The organism is Acidimicrobiales bacterium (genome assembly GCA_041394265.1).
In the GTDB taxonomy this organism is placed as follows: domain Bacteria; phylum Actinomycetota; class Acidimicrobiia; order Acidimicrobiales; family SZUA-35; genus JBBQUN01.
The window spans coordinates 3,003,758-3,027,822 of sequence record JAWKIO010000005.1; the positions used below are offsets into that span (position 1 = coordinate 3,003,758).

The window sequence follows — 24,065 nt, forward strand, 5'->3', positions numbered from 1 at the left end:
CGATGGCTGTCGTTCAGCGATGGCGGCCGTTCAACGACGATCGCCGTTCGTTTGCTTAGCGCATGGCGCGCCCGGTCCACCAGTCGGCGAGCCACCGGTCGGTGGGCCGCCCGACGAGCGCAGCCAGATCAGACGTTGCTCTCGGCGTGGGCGGTCCAGCGCTTGTAGTCGATCTTGCCGTTGGCCGCCCGGTCGAGAGAGTCGACCACGATCACCCGCTTGGGCGCCTTGTAGTGGGCGAGGTGCGACTTGACGTGATCGATCACGGCGGCCTCGTCGAACTCGGCGCCGCGAGTTTCGAGCTCGACGACGGCGGTGACAGCCTGGCCGAAGCGGTCGTCGGGGATGCCGACGGCGATGGCGTCGTGGATGGTCGGGAACTGCTTGAGCGCCTCCTCGACCTCTTCGGGGAAGACCTTCTCGCCGCCGGTGTTGATGCACACCGAGCCTCGACCGAGCAGCGTGATCGAGCCGTCGGCCGCCACGGTGGCGAAGTCACCGGGGATCGAATAGCGACGACCGTTGATAGTGGGGAAGGTGGCCTGGGACTTCTCGGGGTCCTTGTAATAGCCGATCGGGGTACGCGAGCTGAGGGCGACCTTGCCGATCTCGTCGGACCCGGGTTCGAGGATGCGACCGTCGTCGGTGATGACCACCGAGTCGGGGCTCAGCTCGAACGATGCCGTGCTCGATGATGCGCCACCGGTCGACACGGACTTGGCCATGCCGATGGCCTCGGACGAGCCGAAGGCATCGACGATCACCATGCGCGAGTTGAACTCGGACAGTCCGACCTTCGACTCCTGCGAGAACATCACCCCAGAGGAGATGATCACGCGCAGGCTCGAGATGTCCCAGCGATCGGGCTCGGCTCGTAGCGCCGCCAGGATCGGCTTGGCGAACGCGTCGCCGACGATGAAGATGCTCTTCACCCCGTGACGCTGGATCAGGTCGAGCATCTCCTCGACCGAGAACTTGATGCCCTCGAGGGTGACGATCGCGCCGCCGAGGCTGAGGGTGTTGAGGGCGTTGAAGAGACCGGTGCCGTGCATGAGTGGGCAGGCCGGGAGGCTGATGGGACCGGGCTTCGGCGTGCGGGCCCGGACGGCGGCCGAGAAGCCGTCGGCATCGAGATCGGGGATCACCGGCAGGGGTGTGCCGTTGGACTTGTCGTTGACGCCGAAGAGATCGTCTTCCCGCCACATCACGCCCTTCGGCATGCCGGTGGTGCCGCCGGTGTAGAGCAGGACGAGTTGGTCGCCGCTGCGACCCCACGGCCCGCGCACGCGGCCATCGTTGGGTGTCGCCGTTGCCGACTCGTAGGGGGTGGCCCAGTTGGGACAGTTCGTGGGATCGTCGCCGACCCAGAGCCACGTGGTGATGTTGGGGACCCGATCCCGGATGCGCTCGATGGTCTCGGTGAACGTGTCTTCGAAGACGGCAGCGACGGCGTCGGCGTTGTCCCAGATGTAGACCAGCTCGTCGTCGGCGTAGCGGTAGTTCGTGTTCACGTGCACCAACGCCGCCTTCGAGCACGCAGCGAAGGTCTCGGCGTACTCGGGGCGGTTGTGCAGGTAGAAGACCACCTTGTCCTGATGGCCGCAGCCGGCGTCGAGCAGGTAGCGGGCAAGACCGTCGGCCCGAGCATCGAACTCGGCCCAGGTGACGACGCGATCGCCGTGAAGGAGGGCGGGCGCATCGGGGATGCAGGTGGCCACGGTCTCCCAGATGTCGGCGTAGGTCCAGCCGTTGGAGGCCGGAGCGTTGGCAGCGTTCGTCGAAGTGTCGGTCACGGCGGGAAGTGTAGGCGGCACACCTCGGGCGTTCGAACGCCACATCAGCAGGGTTCGACTCTGTCGACCGGGTCAGCAGGGTTCGGCTCCGCCGCTGCGTCAGCGTGATGTGGCGGCGTCGACCGGCGCGGCGGAGCGCTCGGCAAAGGCCCCGGGCTGGTGGAAGACCCCGCGCCCCCACCGTTTCGGTGTGCCGAGCAAGGCCCGGGGATAGTCCTCGAACAGCCAGCGACCGAAGTTGCGTCGGGTCCAGTCGTTGGTGTCGGCGATCGCCACGCTCCAGTTCGCCCACCGTTCGGTGGCCAGGAGGTTCGACAGCGTTGCGGCAAGGCGATGGTCGCGGACCATGCCGGCACGCAGTTCGTGCTCGTAGTCCGCCGCCGCACCGGCGGGATCGGCCCGCCCAAACGCCGCGATCCGTTGCGCCGCTTGCCGGCCGGTCTCGATCGCCTGGCCGATGCCCTCGCCGGTCATGGGATCGGTGGCCGCCACGGCATCGCCGACGAAGAAGATGCGGCCCGCGGTGATCGGAAGTTCGCCGAGCCGAGCCGGGATCGGCCAAGCCCGGTGGGGCCCCTCGGGTTCGGCGTCGGGGCCGAGGACCTCGGCGACATGGGGACGCTGCAGGATGTCCTGCCACAGCTTGCCCATCTCCTGGATGCGATGGTTGCGGTCGCGCTGGATGCCGAAGCCCACGTTGACCGAACCGTCGGCGAGAGGGAACGACCAGATGTAGCCGGGAAGCAGATCGGCATCGAACCACACGATCAGCTCGCGTCGTGCTGCCGGGGCGACGTTGCGGACGTACTGACGGAAGGCGTGCCACTCGCCTCGGTAGCCGGCGGGAGCGAGACCGAGCAGTTTGCGGGTCGGCGACCACATGCCGTCGGCTGCGATCACCGCCGTTGCCGTGACGGCGCCGTGCGTGGTGGTGACCGAAACGCCGTTGTCGTCTTGGCTGATCCCGATGAGTTCGACGCCTTCGTGCACGTCGGCGCCCGCCCGTTTGGCCAGCTCGACCAGGGCCAGGTCGAGCTCGCTGCGACGAGCAACGACCGAGAAGTTGCCCTGCCCGCGGGGGAGCGGAAGGACCATGGCCCGGCCCGAGGGAGCAACCACGCGGACATCGTCGACCGGCTGCCAGCTCGGAACGTCGCCCGGATCGAGTCCGAGCGCTTCCAGATGCCGCAGCGCGTTGGCCGTGAGGCCGTCGCCGCAACACTTCTCACGAGGGAAGGTCGCCTTGTCGATCACGACGGCGTCGATCCCTGCTCGAGCAGCCTCGATGGCTGCCGCGCTGCCGGCAGGACCACCGCCGACGATCACCAGGTCGGCGGTCGACGGAAGCTCGCGTCGCGAGGGCGTGTCGCCGGGCATGTCAGGGAGTCGAGGTGGTGGTGGTCTCGGCCGGCGGTTCGGTGACCGGGGGCGCCGTGGTGGGCGGAGCGTTCGGATCGGTGGTGTCGGTGGTTTCGGGCTCTTCCTCGACCGGGGGCGGCTCGGTGGTGGGGACCGTGGAGTTGCCGTTGCAGTCGATGCCTTCGCCGGGTCGATACAGGCCGAAGAACGTATCGAGGTCGACCGTGCCGTCGTCGTAGGTGCGCTGGCGGGTGGTGGTGACCCGGGTGCACGCCCCCTGGGCGGTCTCGTTGCGACCGATGTCTTCGACCGCAATGTGCTTGGTGGAGTACATGGTGACCGTGAGACTGGTGTCGGTGTAGCTGGTCCAGATCAAGATGCCGTAGGGCGTCTGGTTGCGCAGGACGAGATCCGGCTTGGGCCACGAGATCGTGGCTTCGCGACCGCGGGGGTAGCGGCTGAAGTACAGCGAGTGGCTCTGGTACTCGGGGATCTCGATGCCGGCGAAGAAGGCAGCGTTGAAGGTGGTGGTGGCGAACTGGCTGACACCTCCGCCGACCTGATCTTCGAGGATGCCGTCGGCGATGGCGTGGGCCGGTACGAAACCTCGCTCGGTCGTCCGCTTGCCAACGAACCCGTTGAGGCTGAAGCTCTCGCCCGGAGGGATGACGGCGCCGCGCACGATGTCGGCCATGTTGTGGATGTTGGTGACGCGGCCCTGGCAACAGTCGTGCTTGGTGGTGAAGGTCGAGATCTCTTCGATGATCCCGAGCGCCTCGAGGTCGGCGATGCCTTCATCGGCGCCGGCAGTCTTGGCTTCGAGCTCGATCAGGACCGTTGGGGCGGTTGGCGTTTCGCTCTCGTCGTCGGTCTCATCGTCCGGATCTTCGCCGTCGCCCTCGTCCACAGGATCGACGTTGCCGCCGGCCAGCAAGGCGGCCTTCAGGGTCTCCGGGGTGTCGTCGGCGCAGCACACCACCGATTCCGACGGTGGCACGATGATCGGCTTGCCGTCGACGATGTCGAAGTGCGCCAGCTGATCCTCGGAACCGAGGCGAGGGAGCATCGTGCGCAACTCGTCGAGCGCCGTCGGCTGGTCGATTTTCCAGGTGGGCGTGTCGCCGGACAGGTCGAGTTCGACCCACGACCGCAGCTGGGATGAGCTGACGTCGGTCGTGCTCCGGAGGACTCGGATCGTGACGTCGTTGGCGGTGGCGGTATTGGCCTCGGCGGCGACGGCGTCGAGCTCGGCCGTGTCGAGCTCGGGGTGCAGCGGATCGGACTCGAGTGCCAGGGAATACGGCTCGCCGGCAGCAAGCATCGCCGGCAGGGCGTCGATGACGAGCTGGGGATCGAGCGTGGCGCCATCGGCGCCCGGGACCACAACGAGTTCGTCGTTCTCGAGCGTCATGTAGGGCTCGACCGGGTCGTCGAGCGCGGTGGACACGAGTTGCGCCACCGACTGGTCGGTGGCTCCCTCGTCGATCACGTACGGCACCTCGAGCTGTTCGTCGGAGAAGAACGTGCCGACCCACTTGAACGGGCGGAGGAGGAAGAAGCCCCCGCGTCGGGCATCGAGTGCCTCTTGCGCCAGCGTGGGACCATCGACTCGGACACCGAGGGCGAAGGCATCGGTGGCGATCGTCTCGTCACCCACGACCAGCTCGACCGGCCGGTTCGACAGATCGGAGGTGAGCTCGACGCCGACGGCCTCGAGGTCGGCCTGATCGAGCCCGCCGACCGACTGCTCACCGACGCTGACGTTGCGCACGACACGATCGCCGGTGACCGCGGTGTCGATGCCCCAGGCCGCGACGACGAACAGCAGGACCCCGAGCGGAATGCCGCCGGCGATGAGGAGAAGCCGCTTGCGTTGAGACACGAGGTGACAGTCTGCCACCTGTGGTAGCGCGAGAGGCGTCAGCTTTTCATCCCCCGCTTCCGCTGTGACATGATCCACAGGCCTCGCGGCGTCGATCGACGAGCTGTGAGTCCTCAACCACCTGGAGTGAAGGAAGATCCCATGAATCGACTGTGCGACGATCGAGTCGTCATCATCACCGGTGCCGGACGCGGCATCGGACGCGAACACGCCCTCATGCTCGCCGAGCACGGTGCCAAGGTGGTGGTCAACGATCTCGGCGCCTCGGTCGACGGCACCGGCGGTGATCAGTCACCGGCCCACGAGGTGGTCGAGGAGATCAAGGGCATGGGCGGCGATGCCGTGGTGAACGGCGACGACGTCTCCGACTGGGAGGGTGCACAACGCCTGATCAATACCGCGGTCGAGAACTTCGGCAAGCTCGATGCCGTGATCAACAACGCAGGCATCCTGCGTGACCGCATGCTCACGAACATGACCGAGGCCGAGTGGGACGCCGTCATCAAGGTGCACTTGAAGGGCACGTTCGCCCCCGCTCGTTGGGCCGCTGCGTACTGGCGGGAGCGGGCCAAGGCCGGCGAGACCAACGATGCCCGCATCATCAACACCACGTCGGTGTCCGGCATCTACGGCAACCCGGGTCAGACCAACTACGGCGCCGCCAAGGCGGGGATCGCCACGTTCACGATGATCGCCGCCCAGGAGCTGGCCCGCTACGGCGTCACCGTGAACGCGATCGCTCCCGCTGCGCTCACTCGCATGACCGAGAACCTCGGCATGGGTGAACTCGACGGCGAGGCCCGCGAGGCCATGTCGCCGCGCTGGATCGCCCCGATTGCCACGTGGTTGTGCAGCACCGAGAGCGCGCCTGTGACCGGCCGGGTCTTCGAGGCCAGCGGCCAGGTCTTCGGCATCGCCGAGTCGTGGCATCGTGGCCCGACCGCCACACCGGTCGACGATCCCACCCTCCTGGGTCCGATCGTGAAGGACCTCATGGGCAAGGCCCAACCCAACAGCGACATGTCGGGCGCTCCGGCCACCGGGCCCGGCCGTCCGACCGCCTACTGAGGAGCCTCGAATGCCTTTGCAACCAGAAGCGGTCGGCGCGAAGGGCGAAGCTCGCCGGGCCGAGTGGACCTCGAAGGATGCCCTCCTCTACGCACTCGGTGTCGGCGCCGGTATGGAGGATCCGGTGGGGTCCGAACTCCAGTTCACCACCGAGAACACCCATGGTGTGGATCAAATGGTGCTCCCCACGTTCCCGGTGACGTTCGGCTTCGTCGCCTCGGGCGGGTCATCGGCGATGTCCCAGATCGGTACCTTCGATCCACGCATGCTCGTCCATGGCGAACAAGGCATCCGCCTCCTGCGACCCATCCCGGTCGAGGGCGCGGTCGACCTGGTCGACGAGGTCACCGGGATCTACGACAAGGGCAAGGGTGCGGTGGTGGCGACCACCACGGTGGCCACGCTCGTCGCTGATGGCCAACCTCTCTACGAAGCCACGTCGTCGGTGTTCATCACCGGCGAGGGTGGGTTCGGAGGGGACCGGGGACCGTCGGTCAAGACCAACGAGGCACCCGATCGTGCGCCTGATGTCAGCATCACCTATCAGACACGGCCCGATCAGGCATTGCTCTACCGCCTGACCGGCGACCGCAACCCGCTGCACTCCGACAAGCAGTTCAGCGATGTCGGTGGCTTCCCGAAGCCGATCCTGCACGGACTGTGCACCTACGGCTTCACCGGGCGAGCGCTGCTACAGGGGGCGTGCGGCGGCGATCCGAGCCGGTTCTCCGCCATGGAAGGTCGCTTCAGTTCACCGGTGCTCCCGGGTGAGGCGCTCACGATCAACATCTGGAACGACGCCGATGATCATGCGATCTTCCAGACCGTTGGCGGCGACGGCCGGGTCGTGATCAACAACGGCGGGCTCACGCACAGCTGAGGCTGCGAGTGACAGCTGAGGCTGCGAGTGACAGCTGAGGCTGCGAGTGACAGCTGAGGCTGCGAGTGACAGCTGAGGCTGCGAGTGACAGCTGAGGCTGCTCGCTCAGAACAGTTGCTGCTGCGGCCGCTCGATGCCTCGGAGTTCGTCGTAATCGACTTCGACGGCGAGGATCGAGCGGTCGCCGCAGAGCACCTTGGCCTGCGGCTTGATCTCCTGGGCGACGAACGTGCCCCGCACCTCGCCGAGGCCCGCCCGATTGAGGAAGCTGAGGTAGCGGGTGAGCTGTTCGACGCCGTCGATCTCGCCCCGTCGCTTGATCTCGATGGCGACCACGTCGCCCGAGGCCGAGCGGCACAGCAGGTCGACCGGTCCGATGTCGGTCGGGTACTCGCGCCGGATGAGCTTGAGGCCGGGCTCGATTCGCTCGGGATCGAGGGCAAGCAGCTCCTGGAGATGGGCCTCGACGCCGTCCTTCTGCAGACCGGGGTCGACCCCGAGCTCGTGCGCCGAGTCGCTGTGGACCTCGTGCAGCGTGATGATCAGTTGCTCACCCTTGGGTGACGTGACGGTCCACATGCCGTCGTCCTCGCGCAACGTGTTCGGCGCGTTCATCCAGTTGAGTGGTTTGTAGGCGCCACCGTCGGCGTGGATCGCAACGCAGCCGTCGGCCTTGACCATGATGAGCCGCGGCGCCTTCGGGAGGTGAGCAGTGAGTCGGCCCTGATAGTCGACCGTGCAGTCGGCGATGACGAGACGCATGCCCTTGGTTCTAGCGCGACGGCACGGCGAACCGGCGGGTGGTCGTCGTTCAGTCGAGCCGGCGACCGGTCAGGCGTCGCTGGATCAGCGCCCGTCGTTCCTGGAGTTCGGCGTAGGTGAGCTGCTCCAGCTCGTTCGGATCGACACCGAAGCCAGCCTTCATGCCGTCGAGGTCGAGCTGCCATTCGTCGTGGTGGACACCGAGTTGGGCGGCGATGGCTGCGCCATGGGTGGTGGCGAAGTGGGTGGCGATGTCGGTGACGACGGCGAACATGTCGAGTTCGGGTGCCAACGAGGCAATGGCGGCGTCGATGAAGATCAGGTTCTTCACGTACAGCATCAGCGACTTGGGCATGCGGGCGCCGTAGGCGAGGAGCGCCTTGATGACTCGCTGCAGCTCGGCGACGAGCTCCTCGGGCTCGAGCTTGGTGGGGTCGAGCGGTGGACCGTCGAGGCCGAGATCTTTGACCACGGCAGCAATGTCGGTGTCGGGCGGCAGCGCGCCGAGGTCACGGAGTGCAGCGACCTGACCATGCACGTCGTTCATGGTGGCGGTCATCATCATCCGCAGGAACGCCAGACGTTCGGTCTGGGTGAGCCGGCCGGTGATGCCGAAGTCGAGCAGCGCCGTGCGTCCGTCGGGTTGGACGAACAGGTTGCCGCCGTGCAGGTCGCCATGGAAGACGCCGTGCAGGAACGCACCCTCGAGAAAGCCGAGCATGCCGGTGCGGATGACGGCGTGCGTGTCGACGCCGGCGTCCTTCATGCCGACGACGTCATCGAACCGGAAACCATCGAGCCGCTGCATGACGAGGATGCGCTCGGTCACGAAGTCGGGGTGTGGTCGAGGGACGACGAACCCTCGCTGGTCGAGGTCGACGAACACCCGAGCGACGTCGAGCATGTTGGCGGCCTCGAGCCGGAAGTCGAGTTCCTCGACGATCGTCTCGGCGAAGAGTTCCACGAGTGCGGGCGGGTTGGCGAGCGCCGACACCGGGATACGGCCGACGAGGAACGGAGCGAGCCACGCCAGGACTTTGAGATCCTTCAGCACCAGCTCGTCGATGCCGGGTCGCTGGACCTTCACGACCACCGGCTCTCCGGACTTCAGCACGGCCGCGTGCACTTGGGCGATGGAAGCCGCAGCAAGTGGTTCGGGCTCGAACGAGCGGAAGAGCTCGTGCATCGGACGTCCGAGCTGCTGTTCGACGATGGCGACGACCTCGTCGTACGAGACGCCCGGCACCTGGTCGCGGCACTTCTTGCACTCGGCGACCAGCTCGGCCGGGAAGACACCCTCGCCCGACGAGATGATCTGCGCCAGCTTGATGTAGGTGGGCCCGAGCTGTTCGGCAGCCTTGCGGATGCGACGCGAGATCCCGGCACGCGAGGCCGAGGTGCCCCGTTCACGCAGTGCCCAGACGCCGACTTCGAGCCCGAGGACGCGCACCACGGTGATGGCGCGACGGACCGGTGGCAGCTTGGGTGCTCGGGTCAGGCGAGGAAGGGAACGAAGCTGCGTTGCCCGAAGCTCAGGGACTCGACCGATCCACTTCGGCGGCCGCTTTGCCAGGCTCCACGGCTGCACCTCGCTGAACGAGCCAACGTCGAGGTCGTCGGCAGCGGGGGCAGAGCCGAGGTCGTCGGCAGCGGGGGCAGAGCCGAGGTCGTCGGCAGCGGGGGCAGAGCCGAGGTCGTCGGCAGCGGGCGCGGAGCTGAGGTCGTCGGCAGCGGGAGCGGACGGGAGGTGTGTGTCGCTGGTCTTGGGAGCGTCGGTCATGGGTGGGTCACCGGCGGAGGATCGAGGTGGGCTTCGGAGAGAACCCGATTGTGCCCGGCGCGCTGGGGTGATGCGAGGTCGGTCGGTTCGGCCGGTCGGCTCGGTTCGGCGGCGCAGCGGTACCGCTCGGATGGCGGAGGGTGCGGCTAGAAGCGGGGTGGGCGCTTCTCGACGAGCGCAGCAACGCCCTCTCGGTACTCGTCACCGCCCATCATCTCGTTGAGCAGTCGCATCGAGTCGACGACCGAGGTGCCGATGTCGCCGTGGAGGTCACGATAGACCTGCTGCCGCGACGCACGCAGGGAGCCGCCGGCGACGCTGGCGACGAGCTGCTTGGCGTAGTCGACGGAGAAGGCGAGGAGTTCGTCAGGCGGCCGGATGCCGTTGATCAGCCCCCACTCGAGCGCCTCCTCGGCCAACAACACTCGCGAGGTCAGCAGCACATCGAGCGCTCGGGGCAAGCCAACCATGCGAGGTAGGAGCCACGACAGGCCGTACTCGGGCGGGAGGCCCAGCTTGCCGTGGGCCGTGGTGAACTTCGCTCCAGGCGTGGCGAAGCGGAGATCGGCGAACATGGCGAGCGCCATGCCGATGCCGGCGGCCGCGCCGTTGACCGCAGCGATCACCGGCTTCGACAGTCCGAAGTGACAGGCGAAGGGATGATCGAAGATCGGCTCGACGCCGTAGCCGGGCGTGGCCTCGTCGCCGACGAGTCCAGTGTCGTAGCCGCCCCGCTCGACGTGGCCCTCGAGGGCCTGGGAGTCGCCGCCGACGCAGAACCGTTCGCCGGCCCCGGTGACGACGATGGCGCTCACCGACGGATCGGACTCGGCGAGATCGAGACAGAATCGATACTCACGATCCATCGTGCCGGTCCACGCATTGTTCCGATGAGGGCGGTCGAGCGTGATGATCGCAATGCGTTCATCGACGGTGTAGCTGACCGCCCGAAGGTCGGGCATCTCTTCCGATGTGGTGCCGGTCATCGAACCGCGCTCACTTGTTCAGGATCGCCAGGCACTGCTCGGCCCATTCGGGGCGGCAGATGAGGAGGTCGGGGAGGTAGGGATCCGGGTTGTTGTAGACCATCGGCGACCCGTCGAGGCGGGAGCAGTGCAAACCGGCCGCGAGGGCGACGGCGACGGGCGCGCAGTTGTCCCACTCATACTGGCCGCCGGAGTGGGCGTAGATGTCGGCGTGGCCCTGGACCACCGCCATGGCCTTTGCCCCGGCCGAACCCATCTCGAGATAGGTGGCGTCGAGCTCGCGAGCGAGCATCTGCGCCGCCGGAGGGCGTCGCGTGCGACTCACGATGACCCGGGGTGCTTGTGGACTGGGAGCGGGCAGCACAGCAGGCTGATGTGTGGACAGCGTGAGCCCCTGCGCCGGTAGCGAGACGGCGCCGGCGACCGGATCGCCGTTGACGACGAGTGCGATGTGGACGGCCCAGTCGGTTCGTGGCGGTTCGGCGAACTCGCGGGTGCCGTCGAGCGGATCGACGATCCAGGTGCGAGTGGCCGACAGTCGGGCCCGTTCGTCGGCTCCTTCTTCGGAGAGCACGGCGTCGTCGGGGCGCTGCTCGGCGAGCACTCGCACGATCAGATCGTGCGCCGCCTCGTCGCCGGCATCCTTCAGCTCGTAGTGCGTGATGCCGCCCTGGACCAGCCGCCGGCGGAGATCGGTGAGCAGCTCACCGGTCTGGGTGGCGAGGTCGGCCGCCAGACGGTGGTCATCGGGCGTGACGAGCGGTGATTCGTTCAATGGCACCGCGACACTCTAACGACTGGGGGATTGCTCAGTCGTTGGCGTCGCCGTGGGGCTCGCCGGCCTCGGCGTAGCACTCGGCGTGGAAGTGCTCGACACGGTCCCAGCGACCGTCCTCGTACACGTTGCAGATCACCTGGAGATCACGCTGACGAGCGCGGAACTTCAGCTGCTTCTCGCAGTACGCACAGTCCACCATCGACCCGGCCTCGATCAGGCGAACGACCGCACGGGTGATGGGCTTGATCTTCGTTGCCACCATTGATGCCATGACATGAGTCTCGGCATGATTCGGCAGCGCTTGAGCAGAACCTGCCCGGCGGGCGCGTGTCGGTGGGCGCCACTTGGAGCGAGCACCGACGCTGGTCGGTCAGGCGAGCTTCTTGTAGGTCAGCTTGTGCGGCTGGGCGTCGTCGCCGAATTCGCGCTGGCGGAAGTCTTCGTACTCGGAGAAGTTGCCCTCGAACCAGCGGACCTGCGAGTTGCCCTCGAAGGCCAGGATGTGGGTGGCGATGCGGTCGAGGAACCAACGGTCGTGGCTGATGACCACCGCACAACCGGGGTAGCGGTCGAGCGCGTCCTCGAGCGCACGCAAGGTGTCGACGTCGAGGTCGTTCGTCGGCTCGTCGAGGAACAGCACGTTGCCGCCCTTCTTCAGCACCCGAGCGAGATGGACACGGTTGCGTTCACCTCCGGAGAGCACACCGACCTTCTTCTGTTGGTCGGAGCCCTTGAAGTTGAAGGAGGCAACGTAGGCACGACCATTGATCTCACGGCCGCCGACCTCGAGGACGTCGTGCTTCTCGGTGATCGCGTCGTAGACGGTGTCGTCAGGATCGAGGAGGTCGCGGGACTGATCGACGTAGGCGAGCTCGACGGTCGAGCCGACCTTGATCTCGCCACCGTCGGGCTGCTCGGCGTCGGCGTCGCCGGTGGCGGCGCCGATCAGCATCTTGAACAGCGTGGTCTTTCCGGCGCCGTTGCCACCAATGACACCGACGATGCCGGCTTTCGGTAACTTGAACGAGAGATCCTCGATGAGGAGCCGGTCGTCGAATCCCTTGCTGAGGTGTTCGATCTCGAAGACCTGATCGCCGAGCCGCTTCCCGGGCGGGATGTGGATCTGCACCTTCTCGTCGCGCGGATCGTAGGCCTCGGCCTCGGCCTGCAGGGCCTCGTAGGCATTGAGTCGGGCTTGGCCCTTGGCCTGGCGAGCCTTGGACCCCATGCGCACCCACTCGAGCTCGCGCTCGAGCGTCCGCTTGCGTGCCGCCTGTGCACGTACCTCGGAGTCGAGTCGTGCCTGCTTCTGCTCGAGCCAACTCGAGTAGTTGCCCTCGAACGGGATGCCCTTGCCTCGGTCGAGTTCGAGGATCCAACGGGCCACGTTGTCGAGGAAGTAGCGGTCGTGGGTGATGGCGATGACGGCGCCGTGGTACTCGGACAGGTGTCGTTCGAGCCAGGCGACGGACTCGGCGTCGAGATGGTTGGTCGGCTCGTCGAGCAGTAGGAGGTCGGGCTTCGAGAGCAGGAGACGGCACAACGCCACACGGCGACGTTCACCGCCCGACAGGTTCTCGACCGACGACTCGGGCGGGGGCAGGCGAAGCGCGTCCATGGCGATCTCGATGGTGCGCTGGAGATCCCAACCCTGCACCGCCTCGATCTCGCTCTCGAGGCGAGCTTGATCTGCACCGAGCTTGTCGTAGTCGGCGTCGGGGTCGGCCCAGCCGGCGAGCACCTCTTCGTAGCGAGCGAGTAGCGACACGGTCTCACCCGCACCGTCCATCACGTTGCCTCGCACCGTCTTCGCCGGATCGAGCTGTGGTTCCTGCTCGAGGTAGCCGACACTGAACTCGGGCGTGAGTCGTGCCTCGCCCGTGTAGCCGTCATCGATGCCGGCCATGATCTTGAGCAGCGACGACTTGCCGGATCCGTTGCTGCCGAGCACACCGATCTTCGCGCCGGGATAGAAGGCGAGCGTGATGTTCTCGAGGATCTGGCGGTCGGGCGGGTAGTACCGGCCGACCTTGTGCATGGTGTAAACGAATTGCGCCGACATGGCAGCGAGCGTACCGGGGTGCCGTTCGGTCCGTGAGTACCGGACGCTGGAGCGGCGTTGCAGGCGCACCCGTTGCACCGACGCGCCCGTGACGCTGACGCGCAAAGCCCCGGGCAACTGCCCGGGGCTTCGACTTGACGCTTGGACTCGGTCTGGTCTGAGCGGGTGTCTACTTGCGCTTGGCGGCGGCCTTCTTTGCGGGTGCGGCCTTCTTCACGGCGGCCTTCTTGGCCGGTGCTTTCTTGGCGGCGGCCTTCTTTGCGGGTGCGGCCTTCTTCACGGCGGCCTTCTTGGCTGGCGCTTTCTTGGCGGCGGCCTTCTTTGCGGGTGCGGCCTTCTTCACGGCGGCCTTCTTGGCTGGCGCTTTCTTGGCGGCGGCCTTCTTTGCGGGTGCGGCCTTCTTCACGGCGGCCTTCTTGGCCGGCGCTTTCTTGGCGGCGGCCTTCTTTGCGGGTGCGGCCTTCTTCACGGCGGCCTTCTTGGCCGGCGCTTTCTTGGCGGCGGCCTTCTTGGCCGGTGCGGCCTTCTTCACGGCGGCCTTCTTGGCCGGCGCTTTCTTGGCGGCGGCCTTCTTGGCCGGTGCAGCCTTCTTTGCCGGCGCAGCCTTCTTTGCTGCAGCCTTCTTCACACGTGGTGACGCGGTGGCCTTGGCCGCCCGCTTCACTGGTGCCTTCTTGGCGGCAGCCTTCTTGGCGGGTGCCTTGGATGCCGTTCGCTTGGTAGCCACGTCTGTCTCGCTCCTTGTGAGATGCTCTACTCCCGCCGAGTCGTCGGCAGACAATAGTTGTTCATGAGCCTCGCCGGTGGGATCGTTGCCGTTGAGGGCATCGAGCAACACGACGTTGATGCCTCGTCGGTCGGCGTCGAGCGAGTCGACCCGGGCCTTGACGAGCTGTCCGATCGACACGACTTCGCGTGCCTTGGTCGGGGGAGGGTCGCCCATCGACTTCAGCGGTAGGTAGGCCTGGGCCCCGCTGACGTTGAGGTAGCAGCCGTGCGAGCTGTAGCGATCGACCGGTGCGATGAGCTCATCGCCGATCGAGTACTTGGCGACGAAGTTCAGGAAATCCATGGGCTCGTTGAGTTGCGACCCGCTGCCGGCGGCGCGGGCCGACGCCTTGGCGTTCGATGCGTTCGCGTCGTTGTTCTTTGCCGCATCGCCGCCAGAGCGACGGCCCCGGCGTCGACGCGAGGTGGTCTCGGTCGCTGCCGGCTCGTCGGCCGGGGCGCTGGGGCGGCGAGCGGGAGGTGGTGCCTTCGGCTTCGGCGGTGGGCCGAGCTCGACGCCGGAGCTGGTCTGGTTCGAACGGGATCGCCTGCCGCGACCGCGAGCCTCGCGGGTGGCGCGGCGACTTGCGGGACCGCGCACGGGGATGCGATCGACGAAGACCCAACCCACGTGCTCGACGGGCTTGCCGCCGACGAGCCGTCCGTCGTCGAACAGCCAGCCGTGCTCGCCGTGGAACTCCTGGAACGAGTCGTTGGAGAACACTGCCGCGTTCGCCTTCTCGGCGACCTGCAGGATGAAGGCGTCGCCGCGCCCGACCACACCGGCCGGTGGCATGAGGAGTTCGCCCGCTTCGATGGCGGCTTCGAACTCCTCGCGTTCGGACGCGTCGATTCGGTGCGCAAAGGTTGCGTCGACGATCACGGTCACGGAGTCGAAGTCACGCTCGGCGAGGACGGAGCGAACCGCCTCATCCAGCTGCTTCAGGCTCGGGAGGGATCGACCCTCTGTCGCGATGTTGGATCCGTCGACCACGAGATGTCGTGTCTTGGATGTCATGTTGACACCAGTCAAGCACCGTCAAGCCCAGAAACGTTGGATCGTGCGGGTTCTTCTAGGATTGCCGGATGATCAAAGCAGTGCTCTTCGACTTCGGCGGCGTGATCCTGACATCACCTTTCGAAGCCTTCAATCGCTACGAGGCTTCGAAAGGTTTGCCGGCCGATGTGATCCGAACCATCAACGCCACCAACCCCGATGACAACGCCTGGGCCAAGCTCGAGCGGAGTGACGTCGACGTCCACGGGTTTGCCGAGCTGTTCGAGCAAGAGGCGGCGGCGATCGGCCACGAGATCAACGGTCGCGACATCCTCGGTCTGCTGTCGGGTGAGGTGCGCCCCCGTATGGCGGCGGCCGTCGCCAAGGTGCGCGCTGAGGGATTCATCACCGCCTGCCTCACCAACAACTTCTTGTCACGTGAGAGCGGCGAGGGGAAGGGCAGCGGCGTCAGCGAAGGTGATCCGGCGCGCAACGCCGTCATGGCGCAGTTCCACGAAGTGATCGAGTCGTCGCGCATCGGCATTCGCAAGCCCGAGCTCGGCTTCTACGAGAAGGCCCTCGAGCTGCTCGAGATCGAAGCGAGCGACGCGGTGTTCCTCGACGATCTCGGCATCAACCTCAAGCCGGCCAAGGCGATGGGCATGACCACCATCAAGGTGGGCGATCCCGATGTTGCCTTGGCCGAGCTCTCCGAGATCATCGGCGTCGAGTTCGACTGACCAAACCCCGCAGCAACTTTGGCGGTTTGATACCTCTGAGCGGTGCCAACTCGCCAAAGTTGCGAGGGTTCGTGCGTTGGTTCGGGGTCAGTCGATGCCGGCGAAGGCTCGCTCGAGGAGCTCTTGTTGCTCCTGCTTGTGGACGGCGAGCGAACCGGTGGCCGGGCTGCCCGACTCGGTGCGGCTCACCCGACGAATCCGATGGGTCTCGCCGTGGGCCTCGTAGAGGTGGCCCTTGACCGCGTTCCACGAACCCATGTTCTCTGGCTCCTCTTGCAGCCACACGATCTCGTCGGCGTTCTTGTACTTCTCGAGCGCGGCGGCGACATCGGCGAACGGCCACGGGTAGAGCTGCTCGACCCGCACGACGGCAGCGGGAGCGCCGATCTCGTCGCGGTGGGCCTGTGCTTCGGCCGCCACCTTGCCACTGGCGAGGATGACTCGCTTGACCGACTTCGCCTTCGGTGCGCCGTTGTCGTCGAGGACTTCTTGGAACGAGCCCTCGAGTAGATCGGCGATCGGGCTGCGTGACCACTTGGCTCGCAGCCCGGACTTCGGCGTGAACACCACGAGCGGCTTGCGGGTGTCGCGCAGGACCTGGCGCCGCAACAGGTGGAAGAACTGGGCTGCGGTGGTGGCGTTGACGACCTGGATGTTGTCTTCTGCACAGAGCAACAAGAACCGCTCGAGGCGACCGGAGGAGTGCTCCGGTCCCTGGCCCTCGTAGCCATGCGGGAGCAACATCGTGAGGCTCGAGCGGGTGTTCCACTTGTCCTCGGCGGCAACGAGGAACTGATCGATGATGATCTGTGCTCCGTTGACGAAGTCGCCGAACTGGGCCTCCCACATCACCAGCGCCTGGCGGTTGGCGAGCGTGTAGCCGTATTCGAAGCCGAGGGCGGCGTACTCCGACAGCGTCGAGTCGTAGACCCAGAACTCGGTGCCGTCGGGCCCGGCCTCGGTGAGCGGAGTGAACTCGTGGCCGTTCTCGTAGTCGTGCAGCGTCGCATGCCGATGAGCGAAGGTGCCGCGCCGTGAATCCTGACCGGCAAGGCGCACCGAGATACCCTGATCGAGCAAGGTGCCGATGGCGAAGGCCTCGCCCAACGCCCAGTCGACTTCGCCCGACGCGTACATGGCGTCACGCTGTTCGAACTGGCGCGCCAGCTTCGGATGGACGGTGAAGCCCTCGGGTGTACGGCTCATCACGTCATAGATGCGATCGAGCTGTTCACGCTTGGCGCCGGTCTCGATGTGGGGAAGCACGCCGATCGCGGGCGGCGATGGCTTGGCGAGGAGGCCGGCAGGCGGTGCCGACTCGCGGGTGGCGTCGAGTGCTCCTTGCAGGATGTCCTGGAAGTAGTCCATCGCCGACTCGGCCTCGGCGACCGAGATGTCACCGCGATCGATCAGGTTCTGGGTGTAGAGGGTGCGCACCGACGGTCGCTCGGCGATCTTGCGGTACATGATCGGCTGCGTGTAGCTCGGATCGTCGCCCTCGTTGTGACCGTGGCGGCGATAGCCGATGAGGTCGATGACGACATCTTTGTGGAACTCCTGCCGGTACGCGAACGCCAGCTCGGCGACCCGGACGCAGGCCTCGGGGTCGTCGGCGTTCACGTGGAAGATCGGCGCCTGCACCATCTTCGCAACGTCGGTGGAGTATTCCGAGCTGCGGGAGTGGTGCGGTGCGGTGGTGTAGCCGAGCTGGTTGTTGGTGATGACGTGGATGGTGCCGCCGACCTTGTAGCCCTTCACCTGCGAGAGGTTCAGGGTTTCGGGCACGACGCCCTGGCCGGCGAAGGCGGCGTCGCCGTGGAGCAGGATCGGCAGGATCGGGTAGTTGCCCTCGTCGACCTGGTCCATGTAGGCACGCGCCATGCCGACCACGACCGGTCCGACGGTCTCGAGGTGTGACGGGTTCGGCGCAAGCTCGGTTTCGATGACGTTGCCCGAAGGGCTCTCGTGGGTGCCCTGGAAGCCGAGGTGGTATTTGACGTCGCCCGAGCCCTGGATCGAACTCTCCGAGACCGCCCCTTCGAACTCCTTGAAGAGGTCGTTGTAGGCCTTGCCCATGATGTTGACCAACACGTTGAGGCGGCCACGGTGGGCCATGCCCATCACGGCACGCGTGTGATTGGTGTCGGCTGCTCGGGTCAACAGTGCGTCAATCACCGGAATGGTGCTCTCGAGGCCTTCGAGCCCGAAGCGCTTCTGGCCCACGTAGCGGGCGGCGAGGAACTTCTCCAGTGCCTCGGCGGCGGTGAGACGCTCGAGCACATGGTGCTGTTGCTGGCGACCCATCGTGTAGGGGTGGCCCTCGACCTGTTCCTGGATCCAGCGCTTCTCGGCCGGATCGGCGATGTGCATGTATTCGACGCCGATGCTTCGGCAGTACGCATCGCGCAGCACGCCCAGGATGTCGCCGAGCGGCATCTGCTTGGCCTGGCCGCCGATCGATGCGTACACGCCGTCGCGGATGCCGGTGAGGAACTCGCGGTCGAGGTCCCAGATTGTGAGTCCGAAGGTGGCGGGGTCGAGCTCGGGGTGGAGCACCGAAGCCGAGTCGGCGAGCGGATTGGTGTTCGCGATCAGGTGACCACGGACGCGGTACTGGTTGACCAGCGTGCTCACGGCCATCTGCTTGGCGTGCAAGCCCTGGGTGTCGTCGGCCTCGGTGGCACCGTGGTCGTCGAGCCAGTTGACCGCGGTGTACGGCACGCCCACGTCGGCGAAGAGCCCGTCGTAGAAGTCGTCGCCCCCGATGAGGAGCTCGTGCACCCGCTTGAGGAACGACCCGGACTCGGCGCCCTGGATGATGCGATGGTCGTAGGTCGAGGTCATCGTGACGACCTTGGACAGGCCGAGTTGGGCGATGACCTTTCGGTCGGCGGCCTCGAACGCGGTGGGGTAGTCGATACGGCCGACGCCGATGATCGCGCCCTGACCGGGCATGAGCCGCGGCACCGACTGGACGGTGCCGATCGTGCCGACGTTGGTGAGGCTCACGGTGGCGCCGGTCATGTCGTCGACCGTGAGCTTGTTGTCGCGAACCTTCTTGATGAGGCCCTCGTAGGCGGCGACGAACTCGGCGAAGTTCATCGTCCCGGCGTCCTTGATGACCGGGACGATCAGCGAGCGGGTGCCGTCGGCCTTCTGCTGGTCGACCGCCAGGCCGAAGTTGATGGGGCCGCCGCGCACCACGCGCGGCTTGCCGTCGGCGCCCTCGACGTAGACGCTGTTCATGTTGGGAACGGTCTCGACGATGGCCCGAACGATGGCGTACCCCATGATGTGGGTGAAGCTCACCTTGCCGCCACGGACGCGACCCAAGTGATTGTTGAGGATCTTCCGGTTGACCTCGAGGAGCTTCGCCGGGATCTCACGGAAGCTCGTGGCGGTCGGGACCGTCAGGCTCGACTCCATGTTGGCGACGATGCGGGCCGCCACGCCACGCAGTGGTTCACCGGCCTCGTCGACCGGGGGGTCGTTCGAGTCGGCAGCGGAGGCTGGCGCCGGTGCTGCTGGCGCCGCTGGCGTGGGCGCAGCCGCAGTAGGCGCGTCGTCGGCAACGGGCGTTGCTGCGGGCGCAGCAGCGGGGGCCGGTGCCGGCTCGGGGAGCGCACCCGTTGGTGCAGCTGGAGCACCGTTGGCGACCGCGTTGGTCGGCCCGCCGTTGACATGCACGCCGTTGGTGGCCGAGCCGTTGGTGGCTGAGCCATTGGTCGGCGGCGCCGCAGTGGCGCCACCTTCGGACTCGGCGAAGAGGGTGCGCCACGCTTCCGGGACAGATCGGGGGTTCTCCCGATACTGCTGGCGAAGCTCTTCGATCAGCCAGTCGTTGGGTCCGGAAGGGGCAGTTGACGGTTGCGGGGCCACGGCGAGCCAGCCTAGCTGCGCGACTTCGCCAGAGGTCGTCCCGGCGCTCGACTTGGACGAGGTGTTTTCTCAGCTGGAGTTTCGTTCGATGAGGCGCCCAGCCCACCGCTGGAACTGAGCGTCTTCGTGGACGCCGGCGATCGTCAACTCGCCGATTCGCCACGACGGTGTGGCGCTGACCTCGAACTCGATCGCCTCAGCTCGACCGGCCTCCAGGAGTTCGGATCCTCGACCGAGATCGAGCAGGCGAACGAGGTCGTCGTCGACGCCGGCCTCCGTTGCGAGGTCTCGCAGGACGTCGGCTTGGTCGATTGGTCGACCGTCGATCCAGGTCGCCGCAGCGAGCGCGTCGTCGTAGGCGAGGGCCCGATCGGGCTGATGGTGGTGCACGAGTTCGAGCAGCTCGAGGGCGGCGCGGGTGTTGGGGGTGCGCGACGGCTTGTTGAAGTCGACGCCGTTCGCCCGGCTCTCGGCCTGTAGCCGGTCGAGGAGCCGGTCGTAACTCCCGCCGGGCCGGATCGGGCGACCCTCGGGTGGGACATCGGGATGGAGTTCGTAGCCACGGATCATGACGTCGACGCCGGCGTTGCGGATCCACTGGGAGTGGCGTCTCCCGAGGTAGGCCCAGGGGCAGAGGTAGTCGGTCCAGGTCGTGACCGTGAATGCCATGGGTCGAGCCTAGTCCTCGGGGGTCAGCAAGCTTCTCGGTGACCAGGGCGATTCGGTAGGGTGCGGCGCATGCTCGTCGCCACTTGGAACGTGAATTCCCTCAACGCGCGGATGCCGAGGGTCGAGGACTGGCTCGCACAGGTCGAACCCGACGTGCTGTGCCTCCAGGAGACCAAGCTCTCCGACGACGCCTTTCCGGCCGACACCTTCCGCTCGCTCGGCTACGAGTCGGTGCACCACGGCCAGGGCCAGTGGAACGGCGTCGCCATCCTGTCGCGGGTCGGCATCGAGCAGCCGCTCGGTGGGTTCGCGGGCGGAATCGAGCCCGACCCTGATGCCCGGCTGGTGTCGGCCACGTGTGGCGGGATCCGAGTACACAGCGTGTATGTGCCGAATGGTCGCGAGGTCGGCCACGAGCACTACGTCTACAAGCTGTCGTGGCTGGGAAGGCTGCGGGCCCACCTCGACCAGACCACGTCGCCCGACGATGACGTGATCGTGGCCGGCGACTGGAACATCGCGCCGACCGACATCGACGTGTGGGATCGATCGGTGTTCGAGGGCAGCACGCACGTGACCGAGCCGGAACGCTCGGCGCTCGACGAGGTCAAGGCGTTCGGGTTGGTCGACACCTTCCGCCAACGCCATCCTGATCCCGGGTTGTTCAGCTACTACGACTATCAAGCCGGGCGCTTCCACAAACGCCAGGGCATGCGGATCGACTACCTGCTGGCATCGCGCGGTCTCGCCGATCGCTGCATCGTCGACCTGATCGATCGCAACGGTCGCAAGGGAACCAAGCCCAGCGACCACGTGCCCGTCATCGCCGTGTACCGAGATCGTGAGGCCGCCAATGTCTGAGGAAGAGCGGTCTGAGGAAGGCCTGTCTGAGGGCGAGCTGCAAGTCGGCGAGGCACCTGCCGTTGCGTTGTCGGGCTACTACTCCGACGCCGACACCTCGCTGCTGACGCCACGTCAGCGATTGACCTGGCGGGTGGGTGACGCCATGCGCGAGATGATCGATCGACTGGTCGACAATCGCGCTCCCGACGAGGCGTTCGCGGCCATGGCCGACGATCTCGAGGCCATGGTCGAGACCCTCCGAGGTTTCGAGCATGGGCGTCGCTACGTGCAGTTCGCCGAGGCCTCGACCGCCGGTGCCGGGCCGCCCAAGGGCCATGCTGAATACAGTCCGCTCATCGGGCGCGCCAACCCGATCGCGCCCCTCATGAACTTCACGATCGATCCGCCGAAGGTGCGGGCCGAGGTGCGCTTCGGATCGGCCTACGAAGGGCCGCCCGGGAACGTGCACGGCGGGCTGGTGGCGGCGGCGTTCGACGAGGTGATGGGGGCGGCGCAGGCCCTTACCGGGAACCCCGGTATGACTGGCTCGCTCACGATCAACTACCGGTCGCCGACGCCGCTACACGAACTCCTCGTCTGCGAGGCGTGGACCGCTCGCACCGAGGGACGCAAGATCTTCGTCGACGCCACGCTTCATGCCGGTGATCGGTTGTGCGCCGAGGCCACCGGTCTGTTCATCAGCGTCGACTTCGCGAAGCTTGCTGCGATGATGGCGGCCCGGAACAACGAGACCTGAGTCAAGCGACCTGACCGAGCGGAGCCGGTCGGGCGAACCGGTCAGGCGTCGTTCGCCGACCGGACGACCTCGATGAGTTCGTCGCCGTAGCGTTCGAGCTTGGCGGCACTGAGGCCCTTGATCGTCGACAGCCCTGAGCGGCTGGTTGGTCGAGTCGCGGCGACGGCTCGAAGCGTCTGGTCGTTGCACACGACGTGTGGCGGCACGTCGGCGGCGCGAGCGCGGTCGCGCCGCCACGCCTGCAGCATGTCGAACAGTTTGTCGTTCGGCAGGCGAGGCGCCCGGACGTCGACCGTGGTGGCGGCGGCGACCTCGAGCGTCGTGCGTGAATCCTCGACCTTGGCCCGCCAATCCAGCGGGCGCTGACCGCTCGTCAGATGCTCGATGGCCCCGCTGATGCGCTCGAGGTACGGCGACGGGGTCCGCCGCCGAGCGCGGGTGCCGAAGGTCCGGCTGGCGGCCCATGACAGATGGAGTTCGCGCTCGGCTCGGGTCACCGCAACGTAGAGCAGACGTTGCTCCTCGGCGAGCTGTCCGCCGGTCTCGGCGTAACTGATGGGAACGAATCCGGCCTCGATCCCGGCGAGGTGGACGACCGGCCACTCCAGGCCCTTGGCGGCGTGGAAGGTGGCGAGATCGACCGCGTCGGTGTCGGTGGCCACCTCGCCGGCCTGGATCGTGGCGATCCAGGCCGCGAGGCCGGGACCGTTCGGCATGGGGTCGACGGCCAGGTAGTCACGGATCAAGTTGCCGAGTGCATCGACGTTCTGGCGTCGCTCGATCTCGGCTGGGGTGAGCGTGCTCGGCTCGGCGCCCTCGCTCGTGTCGACGAGGTCGGCAACGGCGCGTCGAAGGTCGACCCCCGGCCGGGTGAGCTCGCGCAGCTTGGACTTCACTTCCGGACTGTTGAGCGGACCGCTCCCTCCCCGCACCCGAACCGGGATGCCACTCGCGACGAGTGCCTGTTCGATCGGCACGAGCTGGGCGTTGGTGCGAACGAGGACGGCCTGGTGCGACCAGGGCTCACCCACCGAGCGAGCGGCTCGTAGCGCCTCGGCGATCCCGACGGCCTCGTCCTCCTCGCTCGGGTAGGCAGTGATGGTGGGAACGACGCCGTCGTGGCGGTGGGGGATGAGCTGGCCCGCCTTGCCGGCGAGCGCGGCCGAGGCCACCGTCAGGATCTGTGGCGTCGAGCGGTAGTTGTCGGCAAGTGGAATGACGACAGCCGTTCGCTCTCGTTTGGCGAAGCGACCGAGGAGGTCGGGATCGGCACCGTTCCAGCCATAGATCGCCTGGTTCGGATCGCCGACGACGAACAGGTCGTCGGAGCGTCCTCGCCATGCCTTCAGCAGCTCGAATTGCAGTGGGTTGACGTCTTGGAACTCGTCGACGTAGAGGTGGCGATGGCGCCAGCGGACCGCGTTGGCGTAGTCGGGGTCGGCCAGCAGATCGCGCAGCGCCAGAGCAAGGAGATCGTCGAAGTCCACGACGCGTCGCTGCCGCTTCTCCTGGGCGAATCGATGCAGGAGGTCGGCCATGTCGTCGGCGGGAAGCGGTGGCGTTCGCCCGGCCAGGCGGGCGGCCGTTGCATAGTCGGCGGGCTCGACCATCCGGGCACGCGCCCACTCGATCTCGGCGACCACGTCCATGGGCTCGACCCCGCGGCCTCGTCCGAGGAGCTGACTGACCATTCGGTACTTTCGGTCGAGGATGGTGGGTGGTTGGATCCCTCGCTCGGCCCACCGTTCGCGGAGCTGGGTGAGTGCCACACCGTGGAAGGTGCCGGCGACGACGTCGTCGCGCAGGCCGAGGTGGCGGAGCCGGGTGCGCATCTCGCCGGCGGCCTTGCGGGTGAAGGTGAGTGCGAGGACCCGGCGAGGGTCGGTGTCGCCTTCGAGCACTCGATACGCGATTCGGCGGGTGAGGACCCTGGTCTTGCCCGAGCCTGCGCCGGCGAGCACCACCAGCGGGCCGCCTGTGGTGGTCACCGCTTGGCGCTGGCGCTCGTTCAATCCGTCGAGGAGATGCTGACCGCTCACGGCGCCGACCCTATCCCGGGGAG

Annotated in this window: 18 protein-coding genes; 5 read left to right on the forward strand and 13 right to left on the reverse strand. The window is 66.9% G+C overall.

Features of this window, described 5'->3' with window-relative positions; all coding sequences use genetic code 11:
• Window positions 1-128: 128 nt before the first annotated feature.
• The 3 genes from R2733_14765 to R2733_14775 all read right to left on the reverse strand — a co-directional run bounded on the left by R2733_14765 (window position 129) and on the right by R2733_14775 (window position 5,034).
• Window positions 129-1,793 carry an AMP-binding protein gene (locus tag R2733_14765; protein MEZ5377765.1) on the reverse strand — a complete coding sequence of 555 codons (1,665 nt, stop codon included), beginning with the start codon at window positions 1,791-1,793 and terminating at the stop codon, window positions 129-131.
• A 99-nt stretch (window positions 1,794-1,892) separates the two neighbouring features.
• Entirely contained in the window at window positions 1,893-3,170 is a 1,278-nt protein-coding gene (locus R2733_14770) for a geranylgeranyl reductase family protein (protein ID MEZ5377766.1), read from the reverse strand.
• 1 nt (window position 3,171) lies between these two features.
• Entirely contained in the window at window positions 3,172-5,034 is a 1,863-nt protein-coding gene (locus R2733_14775) for a VanW family protein (GenBank protein MEZ5377767.1), read from the reverse strand.
• Between the two features lie 141 nt (window positions 5,035-5,175).
• Here R2733_14775 and R2733_14780 point away from each other — a divergent pair, with 141 nt between their 5' ends.
• Both R2733_14780 and R2733_14785 read left to right on the forward strand, forming a co-directional pair.
• Complete coding sequence (locus R2733_14780) at window positions 5,176-6,102, forward strand: SDR family oxidoreductase (GenBank protein MEZ5377768.1); 927 nt, start codon at window positions 5,176-5,178, stop codon at window positions 6,100-6,102.
• 10 nt (window positions 6,103-6,112) lie between these two features.
• Entirely contained in the window at window positions 6,113-6,982 is an 870-nt protein-coding gene (locus tag R2733_14785; GenBank protein ID MEZ5377769.1) for a MaoC/PaaZ C-terminal domain-containing protein, read from the forward strand.
• A 105-nt stretch (window positions 6,983-7,087) separates the two neighbouring features.
• Here the strand turns inward: R2733_14785 and nucS are convergent, their stop codons facing one another.
• The 7 genes from nucS to R2733_14820 form a co-directional block, all read right to left on the reverse strand.
• Complete coding sequence (gene nucS, locus R2733_14790; protein ID MEZ5377770.1) at window positions 7,088-7,744, reverse strand: endonuclease NucS; 657 nt, start codon at window positions 7,742-7,744, stop codon at window positions 7,088-7,090.
• A gap of 49 nt (window positions 7,745-7,793) precedes the next feature.
• Window positions 7,794-9,524 carry an AarF/UbiB family protein gene (locus R2733_14795; protein ID MEZ5377771.1) on the reverse strand — a complete coding sequence of 577 codons (1,731 nt, stop codon included), beginning with the start codon at window positions 9,522-9,524 and terminating at the stop codon, window positions 7,794-7,796.
• A gap of 146 nt (window positions 9,525-9,670) precedes the next feature.
• The gene (locus R2733_14800) at window positions 9,671-10,510 is read right to left on the reverse strand and encodes an enoyl-CoA hydratase-related protein (protein MEZ5377772.1); all 840 of its coding nucleotides are present in this window, start codon (window positions 10,508-10,510) and stop codon (window positions 9,671-9,673) included.
• 10 nt (window positions 10,511-10,520) lie between these two features.
• Entirely contained in the window at window positions 10,521-11,291 is a 771-nt protein-coding gene (locus R2733_14805; protein ID MEZ5377773.1) for a 3'(2'),5'-bisphosphate nucleotidase CysQ, read from the reverse strand.
• A gap of 28 nt (window positions 11,292-11,319) precedes the next feature.
• A complete protein-coding gene (locus R2733_14810; GenBank protein MEZ5377774.1) occupies window positions 11,320-11,559 on the reverse strand; it encodes a hypothetical protein in 240 nt (79 codons plus the stop codon).
• 99 nt (window positions 11,560-11,658) lie between these two features.
• Entirely contained in the window at window positions 11,659-13,350 is a 1,692-nt protein-coding gene (gene ettA / locus R2733_14815; protein ID MEZ5377775.1) for an energy-dependent translational throttle protein EttA, read from the reverse strand.
• 169 nt (window positions 13,351-13,519) lie between these two features.
• Complete coding sequence (locus R2733_14820) at window positions 13,520-15,136, reverse strand: hypothetical protein (GenBank protein MEZ5377776.1); 1,617 nt, start codon at window positions 15,134-15,136, stop codon at window positions 13,520-13,522.
• Between the two features lie 68 nt (window positions 15,137-15,204).
• Here R2733_14820 and R2733_14825 point away from each other — a divergent pair, with 68 nt between their 5' ends.
• Window positions 15,205-15,855, forward strand: a complete 651-nt coding sequence (locus R2733_14825; protein ID MEZ5377777.1) for an HAD-IA family hydrolase — start codon at window positions 15,205-15,207, stop codon at window positions 15,853-15,855.
• An 87-nt stretch (window positions 15,856-15,942) separates the two neighbouring features.
• Here the strand turns inward: R2733_14825 and R2733_14830 are convergent, their stop codons facing one another.
• On the reverse strand, window positions 15,943-19,734 hold the full coding sequence (locus tag R2733_14830) for a multifunctional oxoglutarate decarboxylase/oxoglutarate dehydrogenase thiamine pyrophosphate-binding subunit/dihydrolipoyllysine-residue succinyltransferase subunit (protein MEZ5377778.1): 3,792 nt from the start codon (window positions 19,732-19,734) through the stop codon (window positions 15,943-15,945).
• 69 nt (window positions 19,735-19,803) lie between these two features.
• Window positions 19,804-20,403: a DsbA family protein gene (locus R2733_14835; protein MEZ5377779.1), complete on the reverse strand. Its 600-nt coding sequence runs from the start codon at window positions 20,401-20,403 to the stop codon at window positions 19,804-19,806.
• Window positions 20,404-20,472: 69 nt separating this feature from the next.
• Here R2733_14835 and R2733_14840 point away from each other — a divergent pair, with 69 nt between their 5' ends.
• Together R2733_14840 and R2733_14845 are read left to right on the forward strand one after the other, a co-directional pair.
• On the forward strand, window positions 20,473-21,264 hold the full coding sequence (locus R2733_14840) for an exodeoxyribonuclease III (protein MEZ5377780.1): 792 nt from the start codon (window positions 20,473-20,475) through the stop codon (window positions 21,262-21,264).
• Entirely contained in the window at window positions 21,257-22,003 is a 747-nt protein-coding gene (locus tag R2733_14845) for a PaaI family thioesterase (protein MEZ5377781.1), read from the forward strand. The genes R2733_14840 and R2733_14845 overlap by 8 nt, the downstream gene beginning before the upstream one ends.
• A gap of 41 nt (window positions 22,004-22,044) precedes the next feature.
• On the opposite strand, the gene R2733_14850 is transcribed toward R2733_14845, so the two are convergent.
• Window positions 22,045-24,042 (reverse strand): ATP-dependent DNA helicase UvrD2, encoded by a 1,998-nt coding sequence (locus tag R2733_14850; GenBank protein ID MEZ5377782.1) that lies wholly within the window; start codon window positions 24,040-24,042, stop codon window positions 22,045-22,047.
• Window positions 24,043-24,065: the final 23 nt, after the last annotated feature.

Bases quoted from the DNA above. Each gene is read 5' to 3' on its own strand.
- R2733_14770 (MEZ5377766.1), bottom strand. From the start codon at position 3,170: ATGCCCGGCGACACGCCCTCGCGACGCGAGCTTCCGTCGACCGCCGAC.
- R2733_14780 (MEZ5377768.1), top strand. From the start codon at position 5,176: ATGAATCGACTGTGCGACGATCGAGTCGTCATCATCACCGGTGCCGGA.
- R2733_14785 (MEZ5377769.1), top strand. From the start codon at position 6,113: ATGCCTTTGCAACCAGAAGCGGTCGGCGCGAAGGGCGAAGCTCGCCGG.
- nucS (MEZ5377770.1), bottom strand. From the start codon at position 7,744: ATGCGTCTCGTCATCGCCGACTGCACGGTCGACTATCAGGGCCGACTC.
- R2733_14795 (MEZ5377771.1), bottom strand. From the start codon at position 9,524: ATGACCGACGCTCCCAAGACCAGCGACACACACCTCCCGTCCGCTCCC.
- R2733_14800 (MEZ5377772.1), bottom strand. From the start codon at position 10,510: ATGACCGGCACCACATCGGAAGAGATGCCCGACCTTCGGGCGGTCAGC.
- R2733_14810 (MEZ5377774.1), bottom strand. From the start codon at position 11,559: ATGGCATCAATGGTGGCAACGAAGATCAAGCCCATCACCCGTGCGGTC.
- ettA (MEZ5377775.1), bottom strand. From the start codon at position 13,350: ATGTCGGCGCAATTCGTTTACACCATGCACAAGGTCGGCCGGTACTAC.
- R2733_14820 (MEZ5377776.1), bottom strand. From the start codon at position 15,136: ATGACATCCAAGACACGACATCTCGTGGTCGACGGATCCAACATCGCG.
- R2733_14825 (MEZ5377777.1), top strand. From the start codon at position 15,205: ATGATCAAAGCAGTGCTCTTCGACTTCGGCGGCGTGATCCTGACATCA.
- R2733_14835 (MEZ5377779.1), bottom strand. From the start codon at position 20,403: ATGGCATTCACGGTCACGACCTGGACCGACTACCTCTGCCCCTGGGCC.
- R2733_14840 (MEZ5377780.1), top strand. From the start codon at position 20,473: ATGCTCGTCGCCACTTGGAACGTGAATTCCCTCAACGCGCGGATGCCG.
- R2733_14845 (MEZ5377781.1), top strand. From the start codon at position 21,257: ATGTCTGAGGAAGAGCGGTCTGAGGAAGGCCTGTCTGAGGGCGAGCTG.